The sequence below is a fragment of the Paenibacillus sp. FSL R10-2771 genome, assembly GCF_038000205.1.
In the GTDB taxonomy this organism is placed as follows: Bacteria; Bacillota; Bacilli; order Paenibacillales; family Paenibacillaceae; genus Paenibacillus_AQ; species Paenibacillus_AQ phytohabitans.
Genome location: NZ_JBBOBM010000001.1, coordinates 331,137 through 357,147, shown reverse-complemented (window position 1 = coordinate 357,147; position 26,011 = coordinate 331,137). Strand labels below are relative to the sequence as shown.

Annotated in this window: 12 protein-coding genes, 3 rRNA genes and 1 pseudogene; 4 read left to right on the top strand and 12 right to left on the bottom strand. The window is 49.8% G+C overall.

Going from position 1 to position 26,011, the window contains the following annotated elements; genetic code table 11:
- Positions 1-4: 4 nt before the first annotated feature.
- The 6 genes from NSU14_RS01635 to NSU14_RS01610 form a co-directional block, all read right to left on the bottom strand.
- Positions 5-1,375: a sensor histidine kinase gene (locus NSU14_RS01635; RefSeq protein ID WP_340942334.1), complete on the bottom strand. Its 1,371-nt coding sequence runs from the start codon at positions 1,373-1,375 to the stop codon at positions 5-7.
- Between the two features lie 2 nt (positions 1,376-1,377).
- Entirely contained in the window at positions 1,378-2,037 is a 660-nt protein-coding gene (locus NSU14_RS01630) for a response regulator transcription factor (protein WP_076248823.1), read from the bottom strand.
- Between the two features lie 183 nt (positions 2,038-2,220).
- A 5S ribosomal RNA gene (gene rrf, locus NSU14_RS01625) occupies positions 2,221-2,337 on the bottom strand.
- A 77-nt stretch (positions 2,338-2,414) separates the two neighbouring features.
- Positions 2,415-5,343 (bottom strand): 23S ribosomal RNA (locus NSU14_RS01620).
- A gap of 334 nt (positions 5,344-5,677) precedes the next feature.
- Positions 5,678-7,235, bottom strand: a 16S ribosomal RNA gene (locus tag NSU14_RS01615).
- The 16S, 23S and 5S rRNA genes sit together here, the layout of an rRNA operon.
- Before the next feature lie 446 nt (positions 7,236-7,681).
- Positions 7,682-8,563 carry a hypothetical protein gene (locus tag NSU14_RS01610; RefSeq protein ID WP_076247697.1) on the bottom strand — a complete coding sequence of 294 codons (882 nt, stop codon included), beginning with the start codon at positions 8,561-8,563 and terminating at the stop codon, positions 7,682-7,684.
- Positions 8,564-8,780: 217 nt separating this feature from the next.
- Between NSU14_RS01610 and NSU14_RS01605 the strand changes: the two are divergent.
- A pseudogene (locus NSU14_RS01605) lies at positions 8,781-9,038 on the top strand (cupin domain-containing protein); the annotation flags it as partial.
- A gap of 90 nt (positions 9,039-9,128) precedes the next feature.
- Here the strand turns inward: NSU14_RS01605 and NSU14_RS01600 are convergent.
- From NSU14_RS01600 to NSU14_RS01575, 6 genes are all read right to left on the bottom strand, one after another.
- Complete coding sequence (locus NSU14_RS01600; RefSeq protein ID WP_340942328.1) at positions 9,129-16,511, bottom strand: DUF5695 domain-containing protein; 7,383 nt, start codon at positions 16,509-16,511, stop codon at positions 9,129-9,131.
- 51 nt (positions 16,512-16,562) lie between these two features.
- Positions 16,563-17,432, bottom strand: coding sequence for a carbohydrate ABC transporter permease (locus tag NSU14_RS01595; RefSeq protein WP_336101583.1), 870 nt, complete (start codon positions 17,430-17,432; stop codon positions 16,563-16,565).
- Positions 17,429-18,367, bottom strand: coding sequence for a carbohydrate ABC transporter permease (locus NSU14_RS01590; RefSeq protein ID WP_231575227.1), 939 nt, complete (start codon positions 18,365-18,367; stop codon positions 17,429-17,431). The genes NSU14_RS01595 and NSU14_RS01590 overlap by 4 nt, the downstream gene beginning before the upstream one ends.
- Positions 18,368-18,440: 73 nt before the next feature.
- Complete coding sequence (locus tag NSU14_RS01585) at positions 18,441-19,850, bottom strand: ABC transporter substrate-binding protein (RefSeq protein ID WP_340942325.1); 1,410 nt, start codon at positions 19,848-19,850, stop codon at positions 18,441-18,443.
- A gap of 292 nt (positions 19,851-20,142) precedes the next feature.
- Complete coding sequence (locus NSU14_RS01580) at positions 20,143-22,554, bottom strand: hypothetical protein (protein ID WP_340942322.1); 2,412 nt, start codon at positions 22,552-22,554, stop codon at positions 20,143-20,145.
- 141 nt (positions 22,555-22,695) lie between these two features.
- Positions 22,696-23,742, bottom strand: a complete 1,047-nt coding sequence (locus tag NSU14_RS01575) for a LacI family DNA-binding transcriptional regulator (RefSeq protein ID WP_340942318.1) — start codon at positions 23,740-23,742, stop codon at positions 22,696-22,698.
- A gap of 255 nt (positions 23,743-23,997) precedes the next feature.
- Here NSU14_RS01575 and NSU14_RS01570 point away from each other — a divergent pair, with 255 nt between their 5' ends.
- The 3 genes from NSU14_RS01570 to NSU14_RS01560 are packed head-to-tail and all read left to right on the top strand — an operon-like array spanning position 23,998 to position 25,940.
- Positions 23,998-24,393 (top strand): hypothetical protein, encoded by a 396-nt coding sequence (locus NSU14_RS01570; protein WP_052422102.1) that lies wholly within the window; start codon positions 23,998-24,000, stop codon positions 24,391-24,393.
- Positions 24,359-24,994, top strand: a complete 636-nt coding sequence (locus NSU14_RS01565) for a response regulator transcription factor (protein ID WP_340948876.1) — start codon at positions 24,359-24,361, stop codon at positions 24,992-24,994. Before NSU14_RS01570 ends, NSU14_RS01565 begins: the two co-directional genes overlap by 35 nt.
- Complete coding sequence (locus NSU14_RS01560) at positions 24,957-25,940, top strand: HAMP domain-containing sensor histidine kinase (RefSeq protein ID WP_083705711.1); 984 nt, start codon at positions 24,957-24,959, stop codon at positions 25,938-25,940. The genes NSU14_RS01565 and NSU14_RS01560 overlap by 38 nt, the downstream gene beginning before the upstream one ends.
- Positions 25,941-26,011: the final 71 nt, after the last annotated feature.

The following is a 26,011-nucleotide window of genomic DNA, read 5'->3' as shown; positions in this document are numbered from 1 at the left end:
GATGTTATAGAGTAGAGGGGCAGTTGTTATGGAGTTGTAAAAAGAGGCGGATGCTGGTCCCTTGTCCAAGGACAGAATGCAGCTCAACCCTGGCCTCATGCGCCTCGGCAATCTGCCGGCACAAGGACAGGCCGAGGCCAGCATTGCCGTAGGCCCGCGAACGTGCCGGGTCTGCGCGGTAGAACGGCTCGAACGCACGCTTACTCTGCTCTTCCGTCATGCCGGCTCCGCTGTCTTGCACTTCCAGCACCCCTTCCCCGTTCTGCTCAAAGGCCAGCAGGCGGATGATGCTGCCTGGCCGGGAGGCAGGAATGGCATTCTCAATCAGATTTACCAGAAAGGATGCCAGAAGATCCGCATCTCCCCACACGGCGGGAATAGAGCTGTCCATCTGCAGCAGTAATCCGTGCTCTGCTGCCTTCTGCAGCTCGGTCTGCGCTACCTCCTGGAACAGGGCTGCCACATCCACCTCTGCCTGCACCAGTGGCTGATGCCGCAGAACGGACAAATCAAGCAGCTTGAAGGCCAGATTCTTGAGCCGGACAGTCTCAGTTAAAATATAGTGACCGGCCTTGACCTGATCTTCCTGGCCAATATTCGCCGAGGTGAGAAGTTCAGCAAATCCCTGCATACTGGTCAGCGGCGTCCGCAGTTCATGGGCAAGATTATCAACCATCCGCTGTTTATCCTCAGCCATGCCTGCAAGGTCCGTCATCCGCTGCTCCACCACAGCAGCCATCCGGTTAAAGTTGAAGGCCAGCTCCCCGAATTCATCCCTGCTGTTCAGCTCCACACGGTTAGAATAGTTACCTTCGGCAATCGTTTTGGTCGTCTCGGACAGCAGCTTGAGAGGCCTCGTCAGGTGCCGGATCAGAAGGTAGAGCAGCAGCACCAGCAATGGACCGACGATCCAGTTAATCATCACGAAAAAGCGGTTAAGCTCCTGCTGCTGGGCATACAGCCCGCTGATGTCGCGCTTGTAAGTCAGCTCCAGATGCTGATAAGGAGCAGGGAGCGGCATAGCCAGCGTCATCACATGATCATCCTGCACAGCGCTCTTCCCTGCCTGATTGGGGTAGATAAGCTGTCCGTCCTCCCGCAACTCCAGTCCTATTCCCTGTTTGCGGTAGTGTCCCCCATACGACTTAGCCACACTGACCATCAGTGCAGGGGTGAGGGTTAGGCCACGTGTCCGGATCGAATCCAGATTCTCGTATATATTGTTGGTGATGAGCAGCTGTTCACTGGCCGCACGCCTGGTTTCGCTATCCATATTCAGCTGCCAGCTTTTTTTCATCACCATTATCACACTTACATCAAGAGCGGCTATGAAGAGAACCAGGACGGCGAGCAGAATCTTATGCCAGAACCGCATGGCTAGACCTGAACTTCCAGGCGGTAGCCCAGCTTGAATACAGTTTTGATCCGTTCTTCCCAGCCGAGCTTTTTGCGCAGCTGGCGGATATGAACATCCACGGTGCGGGTGTCTCCGGCAAAGTCATAACCCCAGGCCAGCTCCAGCAGCTTTTCTCTCGAAAGGGCGATATTCCGGTTACGTATCAGTACTTCGAGCAGCTCAAATTCTCTGGTGGTCAAATCAACCGGCTGCTGATCTACCCGGACCTGCCGTTCCGGAAACCTGACTTCCACCGCATCGCAAATAAAAGCAGGGGCAGCCTGTTCATTCCTGCGCAGCACAACGTTAATCCGGGCCAGCAGCTCCAGAATTTCAAACGGTTTGATTATATAATCCTCCGCACCCAGCTCGAAGCCTCTGATGCGGTCGGAGAGTGCATTTTTGGCCGTAATCAGAATGACCGGAATCCGCAAAGGAGCGATCTGCTGCATCACTTCAAACCCGTCGAGACCGGGAAGCATCACATCGAGCAGGATAAGATCCGTCCGCTCCTGTTCCAGCATTCCGGCAACCTCTGAGCCGGTATACACTTTGGAATACGTGTGTCCAACCAGCTTAAGATTCATGGTTATCAAATCGCTGATCGGCTGTTCATCTTCAACTACTAATATATGAGCCATCTACTAAATATCCTCCTGATTCCTGTAATAGCAAAATGTTCCGTTAACTATTTAACCTTTATCATATCAGATTTCAGAGTGTACATGACATTTCACAGTGTACTTATGGATTCTATGGTTATACAAGTGGCGCCAAACGCAACAAAAAAAGCCATTGTCGATTACTCAACAATGGCTTCATGTGCTTGGCAACGTCCTACTCTCCCAGGACCCTTCGGTCCAAGTACCATCGGCGCTGGAGGGCTTAACGGTCGTGTTCGGGATGGGTACGCGTGGAACCCCTCCGCTATCGCCACCAAACGGGCATTTACAGCGTAAATGCTTCAGGAATTTGATTCCTGAAAACTGAATCCGAAACGAATCTGCGCTCTAAGAATTTGGATAAGCCCTCGACCGATTAGTATTGGTCAGCTCCATGCATTGCTGCACTTCCACCTCCAACCTATCTACCTCGTCGTCTTCAAGGGGTCTTACTAATTGGGAAATCTCATCTTGAGGGGGGCTTCACGCTTAGATGCTTTCAGCGCTTATCCCGTCCGTACGTAGCTACTCAGCCATGCTCCTGGCGGAACAACTGATGCACCAGCGGTACGTCCATCCCGGTCCTCTCGTACTAAGGACAGCTCCTCTCAAATTTCCTGCGCCCACGACAGATAGGGACCGAACTGTCTCACGACGTTCTGAACCCAGCTCGCGTACCGCTTTAATGGGCGAACAGCCCAACCCTTGGGACCTACTTCAGCCCCAGGATGCGATGAGCCGACATCGAGGTGCCAAACCTCCCCGTCGATGTGGACTCTGGGGGAGATAAGCCTGTTATCCCCAGGGTAGCTTTTATCCGTTGAGCGATGGCCCTTCCATGCGGTACCACCGGATCACTAAGTCCGACTTTCGTCCCTGCTCGACTTGTAGGTCTCGCAGTCAAGCTCCCTTATGCCTTTGCACTCTGCGAATGATTTCCAACCATTCTGAGGGAACCTTTGAACGCCTCCGTTACTCTTTAGGAGGCGACCGCCCCAGTCAAACTGCCCGCCTGACACGGTCCCCGTACCCGATTAGGGCACTAGGTTAGAACCTAGATACGATCAGGGTGGTATCCCAACGGCGCCTCCGCAGAAGCTTGCGCTCCTGCCTCAACGGCTCCCACCTATCCTGTACAGATCGTACCCAAATTCAATATCAAGCTGCAGTAAAGCTCCATGGGGTCTTTCCGTCTTGTCGCGGGTAACCTGCATCTTCACAGGTATTAAAATTTCACCGGATCTCTCGTTGAGACAGCGCCCAAGTCGTTACGCCATTCGTGCGGGTCAGAATTTACCTGACAAGGAATTTCGCTACCTTAGGACCGTTATAGTTACGGCCGCCGTTTACTGGGGCTTCGGTTCACAGCTTCGGGTTTAACCCCTAACCACTCCCCTTAACCTTCCAGCACCGGGCAGGCGTCAGCCCGTATACTTCGCCTTGCGGCTTCGCACAGACCTGTGTTTTTGCTAAACAGTCGCTTGGGCCTTTTCACTGCGGCCCCCTCGGGCTATTCACCCTACCGAGGCACCTCTTCTCCCGAAGTTACGAGGTCATTTTGCCGAGTTCCTTAACGAGAGTTCTTCCGCGCGCCTTAGAATTCTCTTCTCGCCTACCTGTGTCGGTTTGCGGTACGGGCACCTTCTCCTGGCTAGAGGCTTTTCTTGGCAGTGTGAGATCATGACCTTCGCTACTACAATTTTCGCTCCCCATCACAGCCCAGCCTTACGATGTGCGGATTTGCCTACACATCAGCCTCACTGCTTAGACGGACACATCCATCAGTCCGCGTCACTACCCTCCTGCGTCACCCCATCGCTCATAGCGGATTACGGTGGTACAGTAATTTCAAACTGTTGTCCTTCGACTACGCCTTTCGGCCTCGCCTTAGGTCCCGACTTACCCTGAGCGGACGAGCCTTCCTCAGGAAACCTTGGGCTTTCGGCGGATCAGATTCTCACTGATCTTTTCGTTACTCATACCGGCATTCTCACTTGTATGCTGTCCAGCGCTCCTTACGGTACACCTTCAACCTGCATACAACGCTCCCCTACCCCAGATACAAAGTATCTAGCCATAGCTTCGGTGGTGTGTTTAGCCCCGTTACATTTTCGGCGCAGAGTCACTCGACCAGTGAGCTATTACGCACTCTTTCAATGGTGGCTGCTTCTAAGCCAACATCCTGGTTGTCTGTGCAACTCCACATCCTTTCCCACTTAACACACACTTGGGGACCTTAGCTGATGGTCTGGGCTGTTTCCCTTTTGACAATGGATCTTAGCACTCACTGTCTGACTCCCGGCAAGAAGTTAATGGCATTCGGAGTTTGACTGAGCTTGGTAACCCTTGCGGGCCCCGCACCCAATCAGTGCTCTACCTCCACCACTCCATTCACCGAGGCTAGCCCTAAAGCTATTTCGGGGAGAACCAGCTATCTCCGAGTTCGATTGGAATTTCTCCGCTACCCCCACCTCATCCCCGCATTTTTCAACATGCGTGGGTTCGGGCCTCCAGTGCGTGTTACCGCACCTTCACCCTGGACAGGGGTAGATCACACGGTTTCGGGTCTACGTCCACATACTCAATCGCCCTATTCAGACTCGCTTTCGCTGCGGCTCCGGCTTCTCACCTTAACCTTGCATGTTAAACGTAACTCGCCGGTTCATTCTACAAAAGGCACGCCATCACCCATAGATCGGGCTCTGACTTTTTGTAAGCACACGGTTTCAGGTTCTATTTCACTCCCCTTCCGGGGTGCTTTTCACCTTTCCCTCACGGTACTGTTTCACTATCGGTCGCCAGGTAGTATTTAGCCTTAGCAGATGGTCCTGCTGGATTCATACGGGGTTTCACGTGCCCCGCACTACTCGGGATCCGTCTCGGAGAGAACACAGTTTAGGCTACAGGGCTTTTACCTCTATCGCGGGCCTTTCCAGACCTCTTCGCCTACCATATTCCTTTGTAACTCCATGTGAGACGTCCCACAACCCCAAGGGGCAAGCCCCTTGGTTTAGGCTGTTCCGCGTTCGCTCGCCGCTACTGACGGAATCACTATTGTTTTCTCTTCCTCAGGGTACTTAGATGTTTCAGTTCCCCTGGTCTGCCTCTGCGTATCCTATGTATTCAGATACGAGTAACTGCGAATTACCACAGCTGGGTTTCCCCATTCGGACACCCCCGGATCAAAGCTTGCTTACAGCTCCCCGAGGCAGTTTCGTTGTTCGCCACGTCCTTCGTCGGCTCCTGGCGCCTAGGCATCCTCCGTGTGCTCTTATTAGCTTAACCGTCACTCCGGTGTTTCGCTTGCTTGCTCATCTTGTTTTGAATGCCGCTCATGGATTGCTCCATTCACCAACACATTCAAAGCCAAAGGTCGCTGCACAATCGAAAACCTTCGTTCTGCACTAATAACTATTTCAACTTGCTTACACAAGTTTCAGCTAAAAGATGTTCTAAAACGCAAATTCGTTTCGGTATCCAGTTTTCAAGGATCAAGGTAAAGATGAGAGCTTAAACTCTCAAAACTGACCAACGAGTGAGTGTTTGAACCCTAAGGTTCGTTGTGGAAGCTTACGCTTCCGATTTGAATGTCACCGTTGCAGGTGACGATTCTCCATAGAAAGGAGGTGATCCAGCCGCACCTTCCGATACGGCTACCTTGTTACGACTTCACCCCAATCATCTACCCCACCTTCGGCGGCTGGCTCCCTTGCGGGTTACCCCACCGACTTCGGGTGTTGTAAACTCTCGTGGTGTGACGGGCGGTGTGTACAAGACCCGGGAACGTATTCACCGCGGCATGCTGATCCGCGATTACTAGCAATTCCGACTTCATGCAGGCGAGTTGCAGCCTGCAATCCGAACTGAGACCGGCTTTGCTGGGATTGGCTCCGCCTCGCGGCTTCGCTTCCCGTTGTACCGGCCATTGTAGTACGTGTGTAGCCCAGGTCATAAGGGGCATGATGATTTGACGTCATCCCCACCTTCCTCCGGTTTGTCACCGGCAGTCACTCTAGAGTGCCCAGCTTCACCTGCTGGCAACTAAAGTCAAGGGTTGCGCTCGTTGCGGGACTTAACCCAACATCTCACGACACGAGCTGACGACAACCATGCACCACCTGTCTCCAATGCTCCGAAGAGGGGCACTATCTCTAATGCTTTCATCGGGATGTCAAGACCTGGTAAGGTTCTTCGCGTTGCTTCGAATTAAACCACATACTCCACTGCTTGTGCGGGTCCCCGTCAATTCCTTTGAGTTTCAGTCTTGCGACCGTACTCCCCAGGCGGAGTGCTTACTGTGTTAACTTCGGCACCAAGGGTATCGAAACCCCTAACACCTAGCACTCATCGTTTACGGCGTGGACTACCAGGGTATCTAATCCTGTTTGCTCCCCACGCTTTCGCGCCTCAGCGTCAGTTACAGCCCAGAAAGTCGCCTTCGCCACTGGTGTTCCTCCACATATCTACGCATTTCACCGCTACACGTGGAATTCCACTTTCCTCTTCTGTACTCAAGTCACCCAGTTTCCAGTGCGACCCCAGGTTGAGCCCAAGGTTTAAACACCAGACTTAAATGACCGCCTGCGCGCGCTTTACGCCCAATAATTCCGGACAACGCTTGCCCCCTACGTATTACCGCGGCTGCTGGCACGTAGTTAGCCGGGGCTTTCTTCTCAGGTACCGTCACTCCGGTAGCAGTTACTCTACCGGACGTTCTTCCCTGGCAACAGAGCTTTACGATCCGAAAACCTTCATCACTCACGCGGCATTGCTCCGTCAGGCTTTCGCCCATTGCGGAAGATTCCCTACTGCTGCCTCCCGTAGGAGTCTGGGCCGTGTCTCAGTCCCAGTGTGGCCGTTCACCCTCTCAGGTCGGCTACGCATCGTCGCCTTGGTGAGCCGTTACCCCACCAACTAGCTAATGCGCCGCAGGCCCATCCCCAAGTGGCAGATTGCTCCGCCTTTCATTCTCTCTTCAGGAGAGGAAAGAAATTATCCGGTATTAGCTACCGTTTCCGGTAGTTATCCCAGTCTTGAGGGCAGGTTGCCTACGTGTTACTCACCCGTCCGCCGCTAAGCATGAATGGAAGCAAGCTTCCATTCAAACTCCGCTCGACTTGCATGTATTAGGCATGCCGCCAGCGTTCGTCCTGAGCCAGGATCAAACTCTCCAAATTGTATTTAGAAAGAGCGATTGCTCATTTTGAAACATCTGACGAGAATTTTCATTCTCTTTTTTGGAAGTCACTTTCGTGAATTCCGATACTCACTCGTTGTTCAGTTTTCAAAGATCAAGCTCGTTGTCAGCGCCGCTTACCGCGTCACCAGCAACTCTTATAATATATCACATCCAGCCGATCAATGCAAGCTCTTTTTTCAACTTCTTTTCGAGCTCGGCGTTGATGTTTCGCGGCCAGAAATAGAATATATCATGTATGGATATTCTATGCAAGCATTATTTTAAAACTAGCATAGCAGATTTCTTCTTATAGCTGCTTCTTTTTCTTTGCCTCAATATAATCTCTGTATTTATCATGTAGCTGAGAATTCCGCATGATCGATTCTCCAGTGTGCTTGTCTATTATATCGGCTTCAAACTTTAAACCTTTGTAACGGGGCTCTTCTATAAACTCAACTTCTGCTGGAGTAGCACCACTAGATCTTCAGCTGTATCCCAGACGAGGGGACGGATTTCTTGCAGGTGTACCCAAAGTTTATCAGCATCCTCGCTCTTAACAGTCCAAACCACCGGGACGTTCAAACCAAGCGCATATCCCGCTGCAAAATACACCGCAGGGGACTGACCGGTTACATCGGCGATAATCAGCTTGCTGTCCGCTATAGGCTTCAAAGAATATTCTTCGCCTTCCTGTGCAAGCACGCGGGGTAGATAGCCATACTGCTCGATCTTAGGCAGCAGCTTATCCAGCCACTCCGTGCGTAATTCCTCCTCATTCGGCAGAAGAACGACGCATTGCTTTATTTTCCCACCTCCGGTGATTGCAGCGGCTTCGCCCCATCCCTGCGCGGTAAGCTTAAAGGTCATACCTTCCCTTATCAGCAACTCCTCACTTCTCAGCTTATCGATGATATAGACCAGTTCTTGCAGATTGGGAGAGTAGGTCAGGTTATAGCTGCTGGAAAGGGGTTGAATGACAACCGGCTCCCCCGGACCCTCGGAATGTCTATACAGATATTGCAGCAGTCGGTTTCCTTTATCTTCAAGGGTCACAGGAATAGTCGGAGAATTCAGAATTGAATCCAAATCTCCAGCACTTAGAATGACCCTCTCACCACAATCTGTCTTCTCCCGGATATACGCCGATACCAAATGAAGCATTTCACGTTTCTGTTGTTGTGAGAACGAAAGTATGGATTCATAGCTGTCTCTCAGCAGCTTATAGAACCCCCCGGGTGAACAGGAGCAGTCTGCATACCGATCGTAATCGCCTTCAGCTGTAATCGGGACAATCTGATCGCAGAACAAGCAGTGTTTTTTAAGCATAACAATTTACCACCTCTTATGAATAGCTATCATCCTACCTTACCAAGATTGTTATGAAAAGTAGACAAGCAGATGTTTCCTTAAATGGAATAGTCCCTTCCCCGCCCAGCCGGATTTGCTCCCATAAGCTGCTTTCCAAGCTGAATCCCGCCTTTACCACGCTGGAGAATATCGCCCAGGCCCTGAAGTAGAACATCTCAGTTCCACCAAAAACGTACGGATGTCGATTGTAGAGTTTCCTCCCGGTGCCATGATCGGGGATGCCCCTCATGCGCATGAAGGACAGGAAGTGCATGTGGTCATTAGAGGAAGAATATACGCCGAGCAAGGGGAAGACGGAGCTGAGTTTGCTGAGGGTGATTCCTTTAGCTGGAACGCCTGTACACCTCACTTAATCAAAAATATTGGCGAGGAGACAGCAATCGTGCTGATCTCCATCTATACAGAGAATGAGAATGATCAGGAGCTTATATGATGTAAAAGCCCGCTCCCAAGCCAGTTAGGCCACGGGTGCGGGCTTTTGCCAATCAACAAGATGTAAATCAAGGCCGCTTACATAACTATATTACTGCTGTAAAAAAATCTTATACAGAACCTGAGCAGCTTCTGCTCTGGTTGTCGTCCCGCCAGGACTCAGGCTTTCATTCCCCCGCCCGTTGACGAAGCCCCTCTTAACCATTGCAGCCATATCGCCCGCTGCGTACTTTGCTACATTAGAGCCATCTGTAAATTTCTTGAGATCCTCAGCTGTACCGGCCTGCAGGGTTCTGCCTGCTGCCCGCAAGGCCCGCATGGTCAGCACAGCCATATCCTGTCTTGTAATTTCCGTGTCCGGCTGGAAGCTGCCGTTCGAGCCCAATGCGATTCCAAGCACTTTGGCGATTCCAATTTCATTATAATAGCGGTCTGTACGCTCAACATCACTGAAGTTTGTGCTATATTCCGCAGTAAGCTCCAGTGTCCTTACCAGCCAGGCCAGATACTCACTTCTTGTAATCTTGTTGCCGGGATTGAAGGTTGCCTCAGATGTTCCTTCAATGAAGCCTTTGGACGCCATCGTTTCAACCGCTGCCGCATACCACGAATCCTTGATTACATCATTGAAGCTCTTCCTGGTATACACAATTGCATATTCACCGGCATTTGCCGCTGTAAATACCATGACCTGCCCGGCAGCATCGTATTCAGCATTGTCGATCTGAACAAGCTTGCCGTTTGCATCAATATACGATACAGCTAAATATTTGGCGTTTGCCAATTCTTCAGCACCTGAAGCATATGGCAGTCTGATCTCTGCCGGTGCATTCAGGTTATTGGCTGCTACTGCCACCCCATCCATTTCGACAGCCCATTCAATAACAGGTCTGCTGCCAATCATGGCTTTTGCCGCTGGATCAAGATTGGAAGCATCCGCCCGGCTAAGTGTCAGTTCCACACCCTTGGCGCCCGCTCCTATACTCTTCAGCATATTGGAGGGCACTATAATTGTGCCGATTTCCGTAGCAACTTCTATCCTGATATTGCCTATAGCAGAGGCTAGTGCAGCTGCGGGAAGCTCAACCACATAGGCACTTGCTCCCTCCGCTTCCGGTATTTCCACTCTAACCGTCTTAACATTCCTGCTGTCTGCTTGCGCATGCTCCAGCGCCTTATTAATATCAGCCTGCCGGATTGTGGCCACTTTGGCTATACCGGATGCCGGATCCGCCTTTGGTGCCTCAACCTTAATCAAATGTCCTTCGACTTTGATGGTTACAGGAGTGGGCGATGGTGTCTTGACCGGTGCTGCAGCATCCGCTGGTGCAGATGTAGGCGCCGGTTTTGGCGTTGGTGTAGAGGTTGGCAATGGGGTTGGATCCGGCGTTGCAGTCGGTCCAGGGTCTACAGCAGGATTGCTGATGACGACTGTAAGGGATGGACTCGCATAATGAGTTGCCGTTTCCTTCATTCTCACTTCGTAGGTTCCGCTGCCAAGACCTGTAACCTCTTCACCTATGATGGCCATCCAGCTGCCAGCGTCTCCTCCCTCTCGCCGGTATTCCATCGCCGGATTCACACCGGTGATCTTGCCGTCCTTAGCGCCGCTTGCACTGACATCCACACCTTTGACCTCTGTCCCGGCCGGCGGATTCTGTTCCTGCTTGGTTCCGTCAGGAACTACGATCAGGATCACAGAGCTTGGATTGCTGGTGTCCGTCCCGGCGTACCGGAGCTCATAACTCCCGGCTTCCAGACCTTCAATGCTGGTTCCGCTGACCGGGATGAATAGGCCGCCATCCACCCTGCGGTATTCCATATCGGCAGTCACATGGTCAATCTTCCCGTCGTTGCCGCCTGCCGCTGCAGGCGGCGTAATCACCAGGCCATCTGCTGATGGGGCATCTCTGTCTTCCTTGGCTTCATTGCGGATGTCCACAATTACCGGCGGGCTTGCTTGCAGCCCTTCTGCCGCCGCGTACCGGATCTGATAGCTGCCCGGCTCCAGATCACCGATACTTGTACCGGTAACAGGCACATAGTTCTCATCGCCAAGCTTCCGGTATTCCATGGTGCCGTTTACGCCCTCGATGATCCCCTTTGCTCCGTTATCCGAATTGGCGTGCGTGATCACCCACCCTCTTGAATCCGGTGCGTCCTGTTCCTGTATCTGCCCTTCCGGAATGATAACTTCCTTATCCAGGCTGGCACTCAGCGAACCGGTCTCCATATACCGGACATAATATTTGCCGGCGGTGAGGCCCGTAATCTCGGTTCCAGTGATTGCAGTATATTCTCCTGCGCCTTCCTTCTTATACTCCATTTCTGTGGTCACACCAGTCAGCTTGCCGTCATCTCCATGGAGAATAGATGGTGCAACCCCTGCGGGAGTTACCGGTGCAGGGCGATCAGGATTGGATGCGGCCTGTATAACCTCCCATTCCCACAGGCCAACGCCGTTATCGCCTGCCGCGGATTGCTTGGTCAGGGTAACCCGCAGTGCCTTAACCTCCAGTACGGAATCAAACGTATACGGGTTCGAGGATTCCCCCGGAGTATGGTCAACCACCTTGATGCCACCGGTTACCGTACCGGCTGTCACCCATTCATTGGTGACACTATCAAGCGGGATATAGGAATACACAACCTTAGTAGGCGGCATGATCCCGCCCGCATCAGACCACAGCACCAGGTTGGAGCTTTGGATGGCAGCACCCTGCGGCCATTCATATTGCACCCATTCCTCTGCACCTTCGTGGCCCCATGTTCCCCAGTGCGGGATGCTGCCGCTATCTTTCTTCCCGTCATTTACCGCAGCCAGACTCTCCCACGGTGAGGTGTAACTGGAAGAAGGATTCGCCAAGAAAGCCATATTGCCATCACGCGGACTGAGCAGACGCAGATCGGCCAGCAGTTTCTCAAGTGCCTGGGAAATTTCCCCGGCTGTGGCATTCATATTCTTGATCACAGCGGAAGCTTCCGCCTTCGCTGCATCAACCGGCGCAAGACCCGGATCTATAAAGTTTGAAGCATTTAATGTATTTACATAGTTATATACCTTAACCAGCTCTGACTTATCTGCCGCCCCTGTGTATCCGTATACCTTCCATTCCAGAATACCGGAGCCATTAACAGAAGGCTTCATGTCGATGCGGACCCCTGTAATATAGCCAGGCTCAAAGGTGGTTGTATTGTATTTATTAAGCTCGTTGCCAAGTCCCTTCAAGCCCCTCGGGGTATACCATTTCCCGTTCTCATCGCGAAGCATTAACTGCATATCCTTCGGACGGAAGTTTCCGCCGCCGTCCTGGAACACATAGACATCCATGGAAGAGGCCAGGAATGGCTGATCCCATTCATACGTCACCCATGCCGGATCTCCTTCTCTTCCCCAGTTATGCCATGCGCTGTTCACGGCACCGCGGTTCGGTGAGAAATCTGCCGAGCTCTTAGGGTCAATGCCGTTATTCATCGCTTCCGGATACCCGTCGCCGCCGGAGAAGCTGGCAGAGGCTTTGGCTGTCGGCGCCGCATTCTGCAGCCCTGTATTCACGACATATACGGTGACCCGTACCTCCAGCTCACTGCCTTGGACTGTACCCTTCGCTTCGAACTGGCCTGTACCCGCATAGCTGCCCGGATCAATTGCCTCCCAGGCAATTTCCCTCTCACTATATCCGTCCCCGGACAGAATATTCACCTGTCCGGGAAGTACCGGGGCGGTATCCTTCCTGGTCACTACACTGAGTGCACGGTAGGCATCAACGGTATCTTCCTTAATCTCAATCGTTACATCCTTGCTGGCTGACTTGTCTCCGTCTGCCGCAGTGAAGGTAAACACATACGTGCCTGCCTTGCTTACACGGGCATAAGCCACTGCTTTGTCGCCGCCTACAAAGGAAATGTCCGCTGCGCCATCCGGCTGTTGCTTAACAGCCCATGTATACGTCAGCTTGGACTCAGCTTCCGCACTGTGTACCGGATCTGGAGTTGCCGCGCCGGACAACACCACAATACTGTTATTGGCAACATCCTGGGCCGCAGTCACCTGGCCAATAGCCGGAGGTTGTTTCTCCGGCGGTGCAGCCAGCTCGAAGGTCACTTGGCCGGAACCGCTCTTCTGCCCGTCACTCACACTAAGCTTAACCGTATACGAGCCTTCTTTGGAACCGGTAGCCTGTGTAATGCTTGCCTTCGGATGATTGAAGCTCAGCTTGCCGCCTTCAGGCGTGCTGACGACTTCCCATGTGTAGGTCAGTTTCCCTTCCGGCGCGCCGTCATCGGTCACAATCCCGTTCAGCATAAATGGAATCAGTGCCTGCGGAGTTTGCGTCGCCAGCTCTGCAGTCATCTGCGGAGCTGCATTTTCGCCACCGGCTGACTTTTCAATGGTCAATTCAGCACTCGCCGCCCTGTCCATCTGGAACATCGCCACGCCTTTATTGCTCTTCACATAGAACTGCCCGGCAGCTGCGCCATTCAGCTTGAGGTTATAATAGCCATTCTCCATTCCTGATCCGTCGAACGTAATCCGCGAAGCATGCTCCTTTTCAGTAGGATTCAGGAGCTGCAGCGTAAATCCCTTGCCGTCTTTTTGAATTTGTGCACGTTCAATTTTATCGCTTTCCAGAGCCAGATAGATGTTCTCGTCGATCAGATTGATCCGCTTACCGAAACCGTCCTTAGGCGTAATGTGGTAGCTGACGCCATCGTCAGTGACCTGAGCGCCATATCCGAACAGTCCGAATACCGGATCTGTCACAATATCGGAGCTGATGCTTAGCAAAGAGCCAGAGAGGCCTTCCTCAGATTCACCGGAAAAATCATTCCAGCCGTTATGCATGACGCGCGAGCCGCCATCGTATACGTCCTTGGTGCCGGTGCCTCCTTTATACATCGAATATCTCCAGGAGGTGCTGCCAACAGAATCCGCCGTGATTTGCCCCATGTTGACGGCATTGAAGTTCGAAAGCTTCGCCGCATAGTTGCGCTGCTGCGCAATCGCGGTCTGCTCCACGGACCTGCCGTCATCCTCATAGCGGAGCCAGTCATCCATAATGTATCCGGCTAATGACGCCGTATATTGGAAATTCCACCAGCCTTCGCCGCCGCGGAAGACCGGCACAGAGTAATGGAACCAGGTAGGCTGAATACCGCGCATGGCACGGGTTTTCCAGTCGGCCATTTCCATACTTGCCTCAGCTGCTTCTGCACGCCCGTCCGCAGGGTAGTAGGTACGCAGCGCCTTAGCTGCAGCATAGGCCCCTTCCTCGCCGGTATTATCATATTCAAATTCCGACCCGTAAGGATAATTGGCGTAAGTCATATTCCGTCCCTTATCGAGGGCAAACTTCTTCTGCAGATTGGCTGACTCGGCCGGCATTCCTTCTTCTTTCAGGGCTTCAATGATATCCGGAATCTGCTGCTCGCCATAGAAGCCGATGGCTCCGGTGGAAACACGCTTATAATAGATGTTATAAGCCTTCTCCAGATAGAACTGCGGAGATTCCCGGTACTCGATCAGATTGGGATACGCCTTCTGAATCCGGTACATATTGAAGAATCCGGTCGCTTCCATGATCTCGGAGAACGTTCGTGTATAAGGCTTGTCTTTATCGGTGTACGCACCGGAATCCTTCAGCCAGTTCGCAACGATATAACTGTCCTGCGTATTCTTCATGAACCGTTCCCACATGAAGTCAATCAGGTAATTCTCAATGGAGCGGATTTCATCGGGATCCGGAGCAAGGTAGTTCTTCATGGTCATGAAGTTGATGTTATCATGGCTCCAGTCATCTCCCCAGTGGCTTGTACTCAGGTCAATACCGCTTGTAAGATACCAGTCGAAGTAGTTGCCGTAAGTCGCACTTTCCGGGTCCTTGTCCTGTGTTTGCCCGGCCATAAACCCGGAATGGGCTTCAGAAGTGGCATCCAGCTCGGCCAGAACATTGAATTCATACTGGGTGAATTTATCCACCCATTCATTACCGGCCTTCAGCTTATACTCCACACGCACGCTGTTATTGCCGATGGAGCCAAACTGAAGGGAATAGATATGATGCTGTTCGCCATTCACAATCTTGGTCTCCACAAACTGGGACGATTCTGCGTAGCCCGCATTCCCTTCTGGAAGCCCGCGGCCGGTCCGGGAATTATCGACCATATCCTCCCTGCTCTTGCCGGGCTTGATATCCGGGATATGCGCTTCGTCAAACGGGTCATTCTCGTCCACATTCTGAATATCGATCGACTGTACGTCAACGATACTGTCATCATAGTGCAGATCCAGCTTCACAGGCATATTGATCGCTGTCTGGAAGCCCGGCACCGCTACAGCATCAATGATGCCTGACTTGTACAGGATGGACCGGAGGTTAGTCTCGCGGTCTTCCATCGAAGTTGAACGGTTATTCGGACTTTGGGCACTTTCCTGCGGCGTGTTGTCGCCGGCCCGCACCGCTGAGAATTTGAACTTATACGTCTTCTCCTCATCCGGTCCCAGCACCAGGCTGGAAGCATCGGTGAAGTATCCGCGGCCGGTTTTCTGGATGTCCTTGGAGTGGATATACAGAACATTCAGCCCCGGATACCAGCCACCGCTGTCGCCTGTCCAGTTCGCGAATGTATCCGCAGCACGCTGTTCTCCTGCTTCATTCATCCAATAATCTACATACTCGATGCGCGCGCCGCTATCCGGCACCGGGGTGAACAGCATGAAATTCCCTTCCCCGCTGGTGCGGATAGCATAGGAATACCCGCTGTCGGCGCCAGCGAAATTATGCACAGTCACACGGTCATCATAGGTATCAGATAAGGTCTGGTATTTATTATTCCAAGGCATTGGCAAGCCGATATCCCCGAATTCGATATACTGGCTGCTCTTGTTCTTCACGGTAATTTCCCATAGCAATGAACCGTCATCCGTCTCCATATCGAAGACAGACTTCACATCGAAGCCTTTCATCACCCGCTGGGCGGTAGAGTCCAGGTTCTGTCCGATATAATTGACTTCGACCCTTTTCCCGTCTGCTGAAGCCGTTTTGTCTATATAGGGGTTATCCGGATTGATGGCCGAATATTGCGTAGATCCCCCGGCGGCCAGTGTTTTATTGGTGTCTACTTCTACGAAGCCATCCCTGTTATCAGGAAATACTTCACTGGCACCGGTACGGTATGAAAAGAGCATTTCACCCATCCACTGGTGCTGGATCCCATTTTGCGGCGATGTAGTGTTAGGCAGCACGAAGTTGATTGGTTCCCCCTGTTTATTGGCAGGGTTATTGTTAATATACAGCTCCTCAATTTGTCCCAGATCTCCGACTTTGGCAGACAGGCTGGCATTGGAGATTTCATCCTTTACTGCGCTCACCGAAGCCGAAGGCGAAGCACTAACCTCCAGAGGCAGCGTTTGAAAGACCAGCAGCAGCGCGATCGCCAGCGGCCTCATTTTCTTAGAAATGATGGTCATCATAACCTCCTGTATACATGTCGTATGAACAATCCTTTGTACAAGGGGAACGGACTAATTCTTTAAGCCGGTAAGGGTAATACCCTCTACGAAATACCTTTGACCGATTAAGTAGAAAATGACGCCCGGAGCGAAGGATAAGCAGGTTGCAGCCATCGTTAAAGACCAGTCGCTTTTCAGCTGGCCCCGGAAATTGGTAAGTCCAAGGGCTATCGTATATTTATCGCTTGAATTAATATAAATCATCTGCTGGAGCAGATCATTCCATAGTGTGATGAAGATAAACAACGCGACGACGATCATAGCCGGCTTGATGGCAGGCATGATGATATTGAACAGGATGCGGAAATATCCGGCACCGTCGATGGTTGCTGCTTGATCAAGCTCCCGCGGGATCGACATAATAAACTGGCGGATCAGGAAGATATTGAACGCACCGCCGCCGCAGAAATACGGAAGTATCAAAGGCCAATAACTGTCACTGAAGCCCAGCCCCCGCGTCCAGCCGATATAGAGGGGAATAAGCGTAACCATCGCAGGCAGCAGCATGGACCCCACACATAGTGCCCAGATCAGGTTTTTGCCGCGAAAACGCAGTCTTGCAAAGGCATATCCGCAGAGCGTAGCCGTAAATGTACCTGCCAGACAGGAAGGGACGATAATCACCATCGTATTCCATAGGTACTTCCAGAATTTAAATACCTGCAGGGTCTTCTCATAATTGGAGAACAGCCAGTTGTCCGGGATCAGCGAAGGCGGATATTTGTAGATCTCAGCGTTCGTCATAAGCGATGTGCGGAAAATCCACCAGATCGGGAAGATAGCCAGGATGGCGAAAAGGATGACGACGGCAAAAGTTATAATGTTCAGGGTTCTGTCTCTGCGTTTCCTGCTTCTAAGTCTGCCGTATGCCGCTGTGCTCATTTGTCATCGCCTCCTTCATTGTAGATCCACCGGCCCGAGGTCTTAAACAACACCGTAGTAAAGACAGCCAGTATGGCAAAAATAATCAGGGTCGTTGCGCAGGCATAACCCAGCCTGTAATTTACAAATGCCTGATCATACATCAGATAGGTCAGGAACCGCGAAGAGTTGCCCGGGCCGCCATTCGTTAACGCCAGCGCAGGTGTTACAACTTGAAGGTTGGCGATCAGGCACATCAACAGGTTGTAGAAAATAATCGGTGTCATACACGGAATGGTAATGTGCCGGAAGCGGTGCCATCCGCCCGCACCGTCCATTTCCGCTGCTTCATGGTAGACCACCGGAACGTTCTGCAGCCCCGCCAGAAAGATAACAATCAGGTTCCCCGCCAGCCAGACTGAGATCAGGGAGAGAGAAGGGACGACAAAGCTGGAATCTGCAATAAACAGAATTTTGTTCAGTCCCAGCTCAGAGAGAACATAGTTAAAGAATCCGAAATTCCCCTCGTACAGCCAAGACCATCCTACGTAAATCGCTGCAGCCGGCAGCACATAAGGCACATAGAACACAGCTCTGAAAAATCCCCTCGCCGGAATTTTCCGGTTCAGCAGCAGCGCAATAAACAGGGAATAAATCATGCTTCCGGTTACAGATAGCGCTGCAAAATAGATCGTCGAGATAATCGAGTCTTTAATGTAAGGATCGGTGGTGAAAATTTTGATGTAATTGTCCAAGCCAATGAACACAGGGCTCTTGAGTCCGGTCCAATTCGTCAAGCTGATGCCCAGCACACCGACAAGCGGCAAATACGTCAGGAAGATTAATCCCAGAAAAGCAGGAATCAAACAGATATAAGCAACACGCGCCTCGGCTGAAAAAATCCGGGAACGCCGCTTCTGCAGTGGATTAATGGTTTTCATCTTAATGGTTTCCATACCTTGCTCCCCACCTCATGGTTAGGGGGATAACCACCGCTTCCAGAATACCGGCGGTTATCCCCCTGCCCTATTATTGATTGCCTGTATGAGCCGCCTTCAAAGCCTCCAGATTCTTGGAGATCGCATCCTTAGCCGTGGTCTTACCGGTCCAGACATCTCCCAGTATGGATCCGAGCAGCGTATTAAAGTCCGTTGTATAGTTCGTATAGAACCATGCAGCAGGTCGCGCGGCAGGAGACTGCGCATAATCGACAACGGCTGACTTATATTCGTCATACGGAGGGAAGTTCGGATTCTCTACCCATTTGCGGGTAAGTGCTTCATCCTTATACCATTTATCCAGCGTTGGCATCCAAATACCTGAAGAGATGAGTTCCCAGTTGTTTTCTTCGGAGTTGTACCATTTCAGCCATTCCATCGCTTCTTGGGGATGTTTGGTCTGGGAGAATACCACATTGGCACCGCCTGTGCTGATGGTGATTTTATCCTTCATATATGGCAGTACAGCTACGCCATAGTTCAGTCCTTCTTCTTTTGCCGTATTCAGGCTGGTTCCTACATTCCATTGTCCATTAGTTGCCATAGCAACAGTACCGGCAATAATCGTGCGCTGGATTCCATCATCGGTCTGTCCGACGGACAACGGGGCAACATGATCCTTCAGATACAGATCAGCTACCCGCTGAATAGCTTCAATGCTTGCATCCTCCCCGACCTTAACCTCTGTGCCATCTTCGGAGTAGAAGCCCCCGCCATTACTGAGTGTCCAGGCTTCCAGCTGCCACGGAAGATTCTCCACAGAAGCCCCAAACTGAACGATGCTCTGTGCATTGAAGCCATCCTCACCGGGATGCTTGCCGTTCTTATCATTCGTCAGCTTCTTCGCGGCATCTACGAATTGATCCCATGTCCAGGCCTGATCCAGTGCAGATGGAGGATACGGTACGTTCGCTTTATCGAACATGTCTTTATTATAGTAGAGCAGGAGAATTTCATTGGCCGCCGCATAGGCTACGGGCTTGCCCTGATATTTGTAGGCCAGGCTGTCCAGCGGCTTGCTGTCGCTTCCCTCGTACATGGCACTTACATCATTCAGCATCCCTTCAGAGGACCATTGAATGACTCCGTCTTCCTTCAGCATCCCTGTATCCGGCAGCTGTCCGGCTGTTGCAAGTGTATTCAATTTTGTCATGTAGTTCTCCCAGGGAATCGCCTGCACCTCCACTTCAATTTTATCCTGGGAAGCATTGAACCGATCTGCCACCGCCTGGGTTGTATTCCCTTCAGCTGCGCTGCCCCACATAGAGTAAATAATTTTGACCTTTTCGGCAGATGCTTCAGGTGCTTTGGTAGCTTCTGATCCGGGTGACGATGTGCTTGTGTTATTGTCTGTATTAGCCTCATTGCCCCCGCATCCAGCTGCACCTACTAATAGTGCAGTCAGGATAAGACCTGCCCCTAGTTTCCTTCCTGTTCTCATAGCCTCTGATCTCCCTTCGAAATTAGCTTGAATTTGTATGTCTATCCATTTAACCCGGGCTTTAAAGTTAAACGTTTAACATAAAGTCTAAAACCATTCGAATAAAGTGACTTTTCAAGACATTCTTTACGCTGTTAACCACTCACCGTATAAATAACGCCAGTTTATTTTAAAGCCAATCTTTTAAGGAAGCGCTTACTTTATTATATCACCCGTAGTTTAGATTGAAAAACGACTATTTCAACCTATATTTATGAATTTTCAATCAGTGTAATTAGTTAAACGTTTAAATTTATGCTCGTTCAAACTTCCCCCCGGTAAACAATACACTCTTGAGGCTTTCCCCTGCCGTTGAAACGAATGACAGCCCTTGCTCCAGCATCACATATCTGGCCGGATATGCAGCATAGCTTGTAATCTCCCAGCCCTTCTCTGCCGGCTCAATCAACCCATTTACACATCGCAGCTCTCCTTCGCTATCTGTGTACAGATAGGTGGTTGAGCCAAAGCCGAGCAGATATGCGACGAGCTCCTCTCCCATATCCCAGTCGTCCCCTTCAATATTGGAGAACAGACTGCTGAATAACGGATCACTCGACTTCTTAAATATGGATTGGCCAAAGCGGTTACGGGAAAGCTCCGGCATATTTAAATTCGGGGCGGCAATGCTATACGTAGAAGCTGCCTCACCGGGCTTAAGCTTGCGGGTTGTTGAATGTACATTCCAATCATAGCAGTTAAACATCGCCATTGTTGCCCGGTAACCGGCTTCCAGCAGGCGTGCATCTCCAATCGTTTCATAAGAAGACCGGGCGGCACCCGCTACCAATCCTCCCCATAACGAATGCGTCATGAAGGATAAGGCCTCCCACCAGCGGTCCGGAGCATTGGCTCTATAATCATTGCTGAATCCAATATTGGCAATAATCAGCGGGGCATACCGTTCAGCTTCATCTGTTAAACCAGCCAGGCATAAGGCTTCACAGGTAAGTCCAAAACCGGCATTATCATAGAAATGCTCCGTCACGGCTCCTTGATACGCCTGCGCACCCTGCTTCAGCCCTTCCACCAGCGCTAACCATAGTTTGCTAAGCTTATCATGCCAATACGTTAATGCGTTCTTCCTCAGGTCCGCTAACAAATCTGCAATATACAGAATGAATACCCCTACAAGCTGCGATTCTTCCTGCTCACGCTTATTCCGGTGACACTCCGGGTCCAGCCTCATAGACATGACCTGAGCGGCCCAGGTCAGATACATTTCCGGACTTCCGTAATATAAATATGATTGATCAAATTTGGACAATAAATAATACACGTGGCCGATATAGTCAAAATCATATATACGGTAAAAGGACCCGTAAAGCGGTTTGGGATGCAGGAAATCCCCCTGTTCAAACCAATGGTATTTTAGATCAAGGAAAGCAGACAGCTCTACTTTTCTGACTTGTGCCGGTACAGGGGGCGATAGAAGATTCTTCATCAGAATGAAAGCTAATTTACCAAGCGATTCTCCTTGATTGGATAAAGGCAGAAATGAATAGGGACGGGTTACTGAGGCTGTATTAAAGCTGTTGTCACATAACCATTCGGCCCGTCTCTCAAGAATCTTATGAACAGGCTCGAGGACATTGCCGATTAGCACATCACATTTGCCGTTACTGAGCTGAGCAACCAGCTTGATCTCCCCCGCTGACTTCAGCGGCAGAACTGCGCGTAACCGATTAGATTTTGCTGCGGGAACGATTGTGAATTCACTTGAGATATCCGTCTCGTTAACAACGCCTGCTTCACCGGTTGCGCTATACATTTTTACCGACTGCAGCGTTTCCTGTTCCGGCAATTCTACTTCGGCAATAAATTTCCCTTCAGTAGTAGTAACGGACGAGTAGGTCCAGCCCGGATGTCCGTACTTGAGCGCTTTAGTATAGAAATCCGCCTGCCCATTAAATGTTGTAAACACAAATGACCATTCTCTTTCGCCATAAGGCTCTAAGGTGACAGGTGCGTAGCCGCCATAGATCCAATCACTGTCTGCCGACTGCTCAAGCGAGCTTCCATCCTCAATAAATGACAACCTGTGGTAGAGCATTCCATCCAGTGACGGGGAGACCTGTTCCAGAAAACGATTGACATAACTGCAATATGTACCAAAGGCAGCAATACGTTCCCCCGTACTGTATATAGCCAGATGAGGTGCCTCATTACTTCTGCGTACTGCTGCAAATTTGCTGAAATCCCCGCCGATATGCGGAAATACTGCGCAGGAATGCCTGATATTCCTCATGACATCACGATCACGGAACATGATATAGGCCAGAGAGAACCAGCTGTGAAATCCATTGATTCTGATGGCTGCTGCAGCTGGATTTGAACAACGGATCTTCCATGTCCATTCTCCATTGTTATTCAGCAGATATTCATATTGAACTTTAAATTTATCATGCACAAAGGTTACAGTAGCCGATGTATCACCTGCAACTTCAATGTAGGGCTGCAGGTTAGCGCTTTCAATCCGTTCATCATTAACCATAGCCGTCCACTGTCCAAAAGGCTTATGCTCCTGAGCGTAGCCGGCCTCCTGGACATAACCTGCATCAATTACCCAGTTCATCCTTACGGGATCATCTGTCATACGGAGGGATTCGACCGTTCCTTCTGTTGAGAGGTTTACTTCAAACATATCATTACGAAGCAGTCTCAAGTTCTCACTCCTATCGGTTTAATTTAAACGTTTAGATTTCGGGTTAATATTACCACAGTGTAAAATTGCCAGCAAGCCATTTATCGCTGCTGCAGGTAAAGAGACTGTCCACTTCATGTGAACAGTCTCTTCCCGCAATTATTATTTAATAGAGGTTCTTGGCCCGGCTACAGAATCCCGCTCAATCAGTTTGCATAACGGAGGTTCCTCTATTGTCTCCTCATTTCCGCTAATCCTATTACATAGAGCCTTCATCGCCAATATCCCCATATCATGCAGCGGTAAATCCATCGTTGTAATTCTGGGATTCAGATAAGCGCTGAATTCCCGGTTATCAAAGCCGACAACCGACAGGTCCCTAGGTACGGAGATCCCGCGTTCAGCTGCAGCTCTCAGGGCACCGGCAGCCATCAAATCGTTCATCACAAGAATAGCCGTAGGCGGATCGGGCAATTCCATAAGCTCACCTAATAGCTGATAACCCGACTCTCCCCCCCAGTCGCCTACTTTGATAAACTGCGGGTCGAAATACAGCTGAAACTCCGTCAATGCTTTGTAATACCCGTTAAACCGCAGTCTCGAAGGGATCGAATCCATTAAGCCGCTGATGACCGCAATCCGGGAATGCCCTTTGCTGACTAAATACTGGATGGCATCATAGGAAGCCTGTTCATCATTATACTGAATAGAACACTCATTCTGCGCGTAGCAATACGTATAGACAATCGGCTTGTCATTCGTATGAATTAATCCCGTTAAATCACGGGGATGCACGCCAATATATACGATTCCTTCAACCTGATTGGATACCAGATCTGATACCGCATTCTGTGCATGCTTCTGGTACGAAGCGGTATCCGCATAATTGTACCCTACCTTTTTTTGCAGACGCAGGTTGGTTAACAGGATATGCATATCATGTTGCTCCGCATAATCATTTATTCCATCAATAATTTCCGGCGTGTTAAAGACCGTTATGTCTTCCGCAATAACTCCGATCGTATTCGTTCTTCTGCTCTTAAGGCTTTGGGCAATCGCGTTAGGCCTGTAATTAAACTCTTCAATTACCTTCAAGACCCGCTCTTTCGTCTCAGGCTTCACATTACGGGTACCATTCATCACATATGATACTATCGCGGTGGATACATTTGCGCGCAAGGCAATATCTTTAATTCCGATTTTCTTCATACCTTCACCCTATTTAAACGTTTTACATTGCGCACACATTGTATCATTAACACGACTTGACATTCAAATGTAATTTTAAGCCATGCAGAGTCTAGCCCTCCCCCGGTGTTCCGAAACATTCCGGCCCTCCCTTCAGAAATTCTTTAGAATTCTCCTACCTAATTCCTCAGAAATTTTAGTTAGTATTTCTGTATCGAAGTGAGCGAAGGAGATTCTTGCTGGCTAAGAACCCAGAAATCAATAGAGGAAAATCATATGGGAGTAAACGAAAATCACTTATTCTTACGAAGCTTTATCCAAGATCCAAAACAGGTGGGCAGCGTTACACCAAGTTCCCGATTCCTTGCACGCAGCATGGTAAATCAAGCACCTTGGTATGAGATTAAGGCAGTTGCAGAGCTTGGATCAGGCACAGGTGCGATTACCCGTATAATGAATACTAAGGTAACGAACACAACTAAAGTCCTGCTGTTTGAGATGGATACCACGATGAGGAATAACTTGAAAGCGGAATATCCTAACTATTCATGCCATCGTAATGCTGCTCATTTAGTAGAAACAATGAAAAATTCGAATATTGATGAGCACAGATTTATAAGTCCCTCAAACCTGGAGGATTATTTATCGCCTTTCAATATTCACTTCAAATGAAGAAGCAGATGGGCAGGAGGCGCTGGATGCTATAAAAACAACACCTGTCCAACTGGTCATTCTGGATGTCATGATGCCTCAAATGGATGGTATCACAGCCTGCCTCAAAATAAGGGAAATATCCAATACTCCAATCATTATGCTATCCGCCAAGCAGGAGGACATTGATAAAATTACCGGTCTGACTACCGGGGCAGATGATTACATGATCAAACCGTTCAATCCACTGGAGCTATTAGCCCGTGTAAAAGCCCAATTACGCCGTCAGTCCTTAACCGGGAAGGATGAATTCAATTCGTTACTTATCATAAAAAACCTGATCATCGATAAAAATAAACATTCCGTGAAATTAAACGGACTTGATATTTCTTTGACTCCAATTGAGTTTGCCATTGTAACTTTGCTTGCTACCCGGCCGGGACAGGTTTTTAGTTCGGAACAGATTTATGAGAGTGTATGGAAAGAGCCCTATGGATATTCTGACAATACCGTAATGGTTCATATTCGTAATTTGAGAGAAAAAATAGAGAAAAAAAAAGATCCAGCTCAATATTTTAATCAGAATGATACTAAGCTTAATTATAGCCGTTGCTATGAATAACACCTTTATTCATTTCGTCTTTAAGGTTGGAAATGGTATGGAAACGGAGTGGCTGGTAAATATATTTCCTTATTTTATTACTCCCTTCTTTACAGTCATATTCATTTCTACTTTTTTGTTGTTAACAAAGCGTATTGTAAAAGACTTAAAGATTTTGGAGAGAGGGCTTCAGCTGATTACCGAAGGTGACTTGAACTATCGGGTACCGGTTAACCGTCAGGATGAGCTTGGCCGGGTAGCTGTTAACATCAATCTAATGACCGAGCGTCTGCAACAGCAAATTGAGAAAGAACGGGAAGTTGAACAATCCAAGATGGAGATGATTACGGGGATTTCGCATGACTTACGTACACCTCTTACAAGTATTATTGGATATATTGAACTTCTTCGTGTTCAGAACACTTATAACAAAGCGTTTCATTTGAAGAAGCTGCTGGATGATTTATTTGAATACACCCGGCTTACTTCGGTTGACTCCCGGTTAAATCTAAGGAGAGTTGATTTGGCACAGCTATTGAATCAATTATTGTTTGAATTTGAACCGTTAGCTGAAGAAAACAAAGTATATCTTATCAAGGACATTCCTGTTAACCCGGTCGTTACCTTCATAGACAGTGAAAAGATCGCCAGGGCCATAGATAATTTGCTCATGAACGCCTTAAAATACTCCTACACCCAGGGCAGCATTCATGTACGGCTAATAGCTGATGCTGAATACAGCATGATCGAAATTGAGAATAAAGGGACCCCTCTATCAGAAGAACAAGTGGACCGGCTATTTGAGCGTTTTTATAAGGTTGATTATTCAAGAAAAAGCGAGGGAATCCAAACGGGAGCTGGTCTCGGCTTGTCCATTGCCAGAAATATTGCCGAGCTACACCGAGGCGCTTTAACACTTAGACATATCCGTGATGTATTCACATTTCAATTAAGGTTGCCAATGTGAGACGACTATTGTGCTATTTTTTATCGAAGGATAACTGGGCACTATGCCATCTGATTACTCCAGAGAGCGCT

Excerpts from the sequence above, each read along its gene's own strand:
- NSU14_RS01635 (WP_340942334.1), bottom strand. The coding sequence starts at position 1,375 with ATGCGGTTCTGGCATAAGATTCTGCTCGCCGTCCTGGTTCTCTTCATA.
- NSU14_RS01630 (WP_076248823.1), bottom strand. The coding sequence starts at position 2,037 with ATGGCTCATATATTAGTAGTTGAAGATGAACAGCCGATCAGCGATTTG.
- NSU14_RS01610 (WP_076247697.1), bottom strand. The coding sequence starts at position 8,563 with ATGCTTAAAAAACACTGCTTGTTCTGCGATCAGATTGTCCCGATTACA.
- NSU14_RS01600 (WP_340942328.1), bottom strand. The coding sequence starts at position 16,511 with ATGATGACCATCATTTCTAAGAAAATGAGGCCGCTGGCGATCGCGCTG.
- NSU14_RS01595 (WP_336101583.1), bottom strand. The coding sequence starts at position 17,432 with ATGAGCACAGCGGCATACGGCAGACTTAGAAGCAGGAAACGCAGAGAC.
- NSU14_RS01590 (WP_231575227.1), bottom strand. The coding sequence starts at position 18,367 with ATGGAAACCATTAAGATGAAAACCATTAATCCACTGCAGAAGCGGCGT.
- NSU14_RS01585 (WP_340942325.1), bottom strand. The coding sequence starts at position 19,850 with ATGAGAACAGGAAGGAAACTAGGGGCAGGTCTTATCCTGACTGCACTA.
- NSU14_RS01575 (WP_340942318.1), bottom strand. The coding sequence starts at position 23,742 with ATGAAGAAAATCGGAATTAAAGATATTGCCTTGCGCGCAAATGTATCC.
- NSU14_RS01570 (WP_052422102.1), top strand. The coding sequence starts at position 23,998 with ATGGGAGTAAACGAAAATCACTTATTCTTACGAAGCTTTATCCAAGAT.
- NSU14_RS01560 (WP_083705711.1), top strand. The coding sequence starts at position 24,957 with ATGATACTAAGCTTAATTATAGCCGTTGCTATGAATAACACCTTTATT.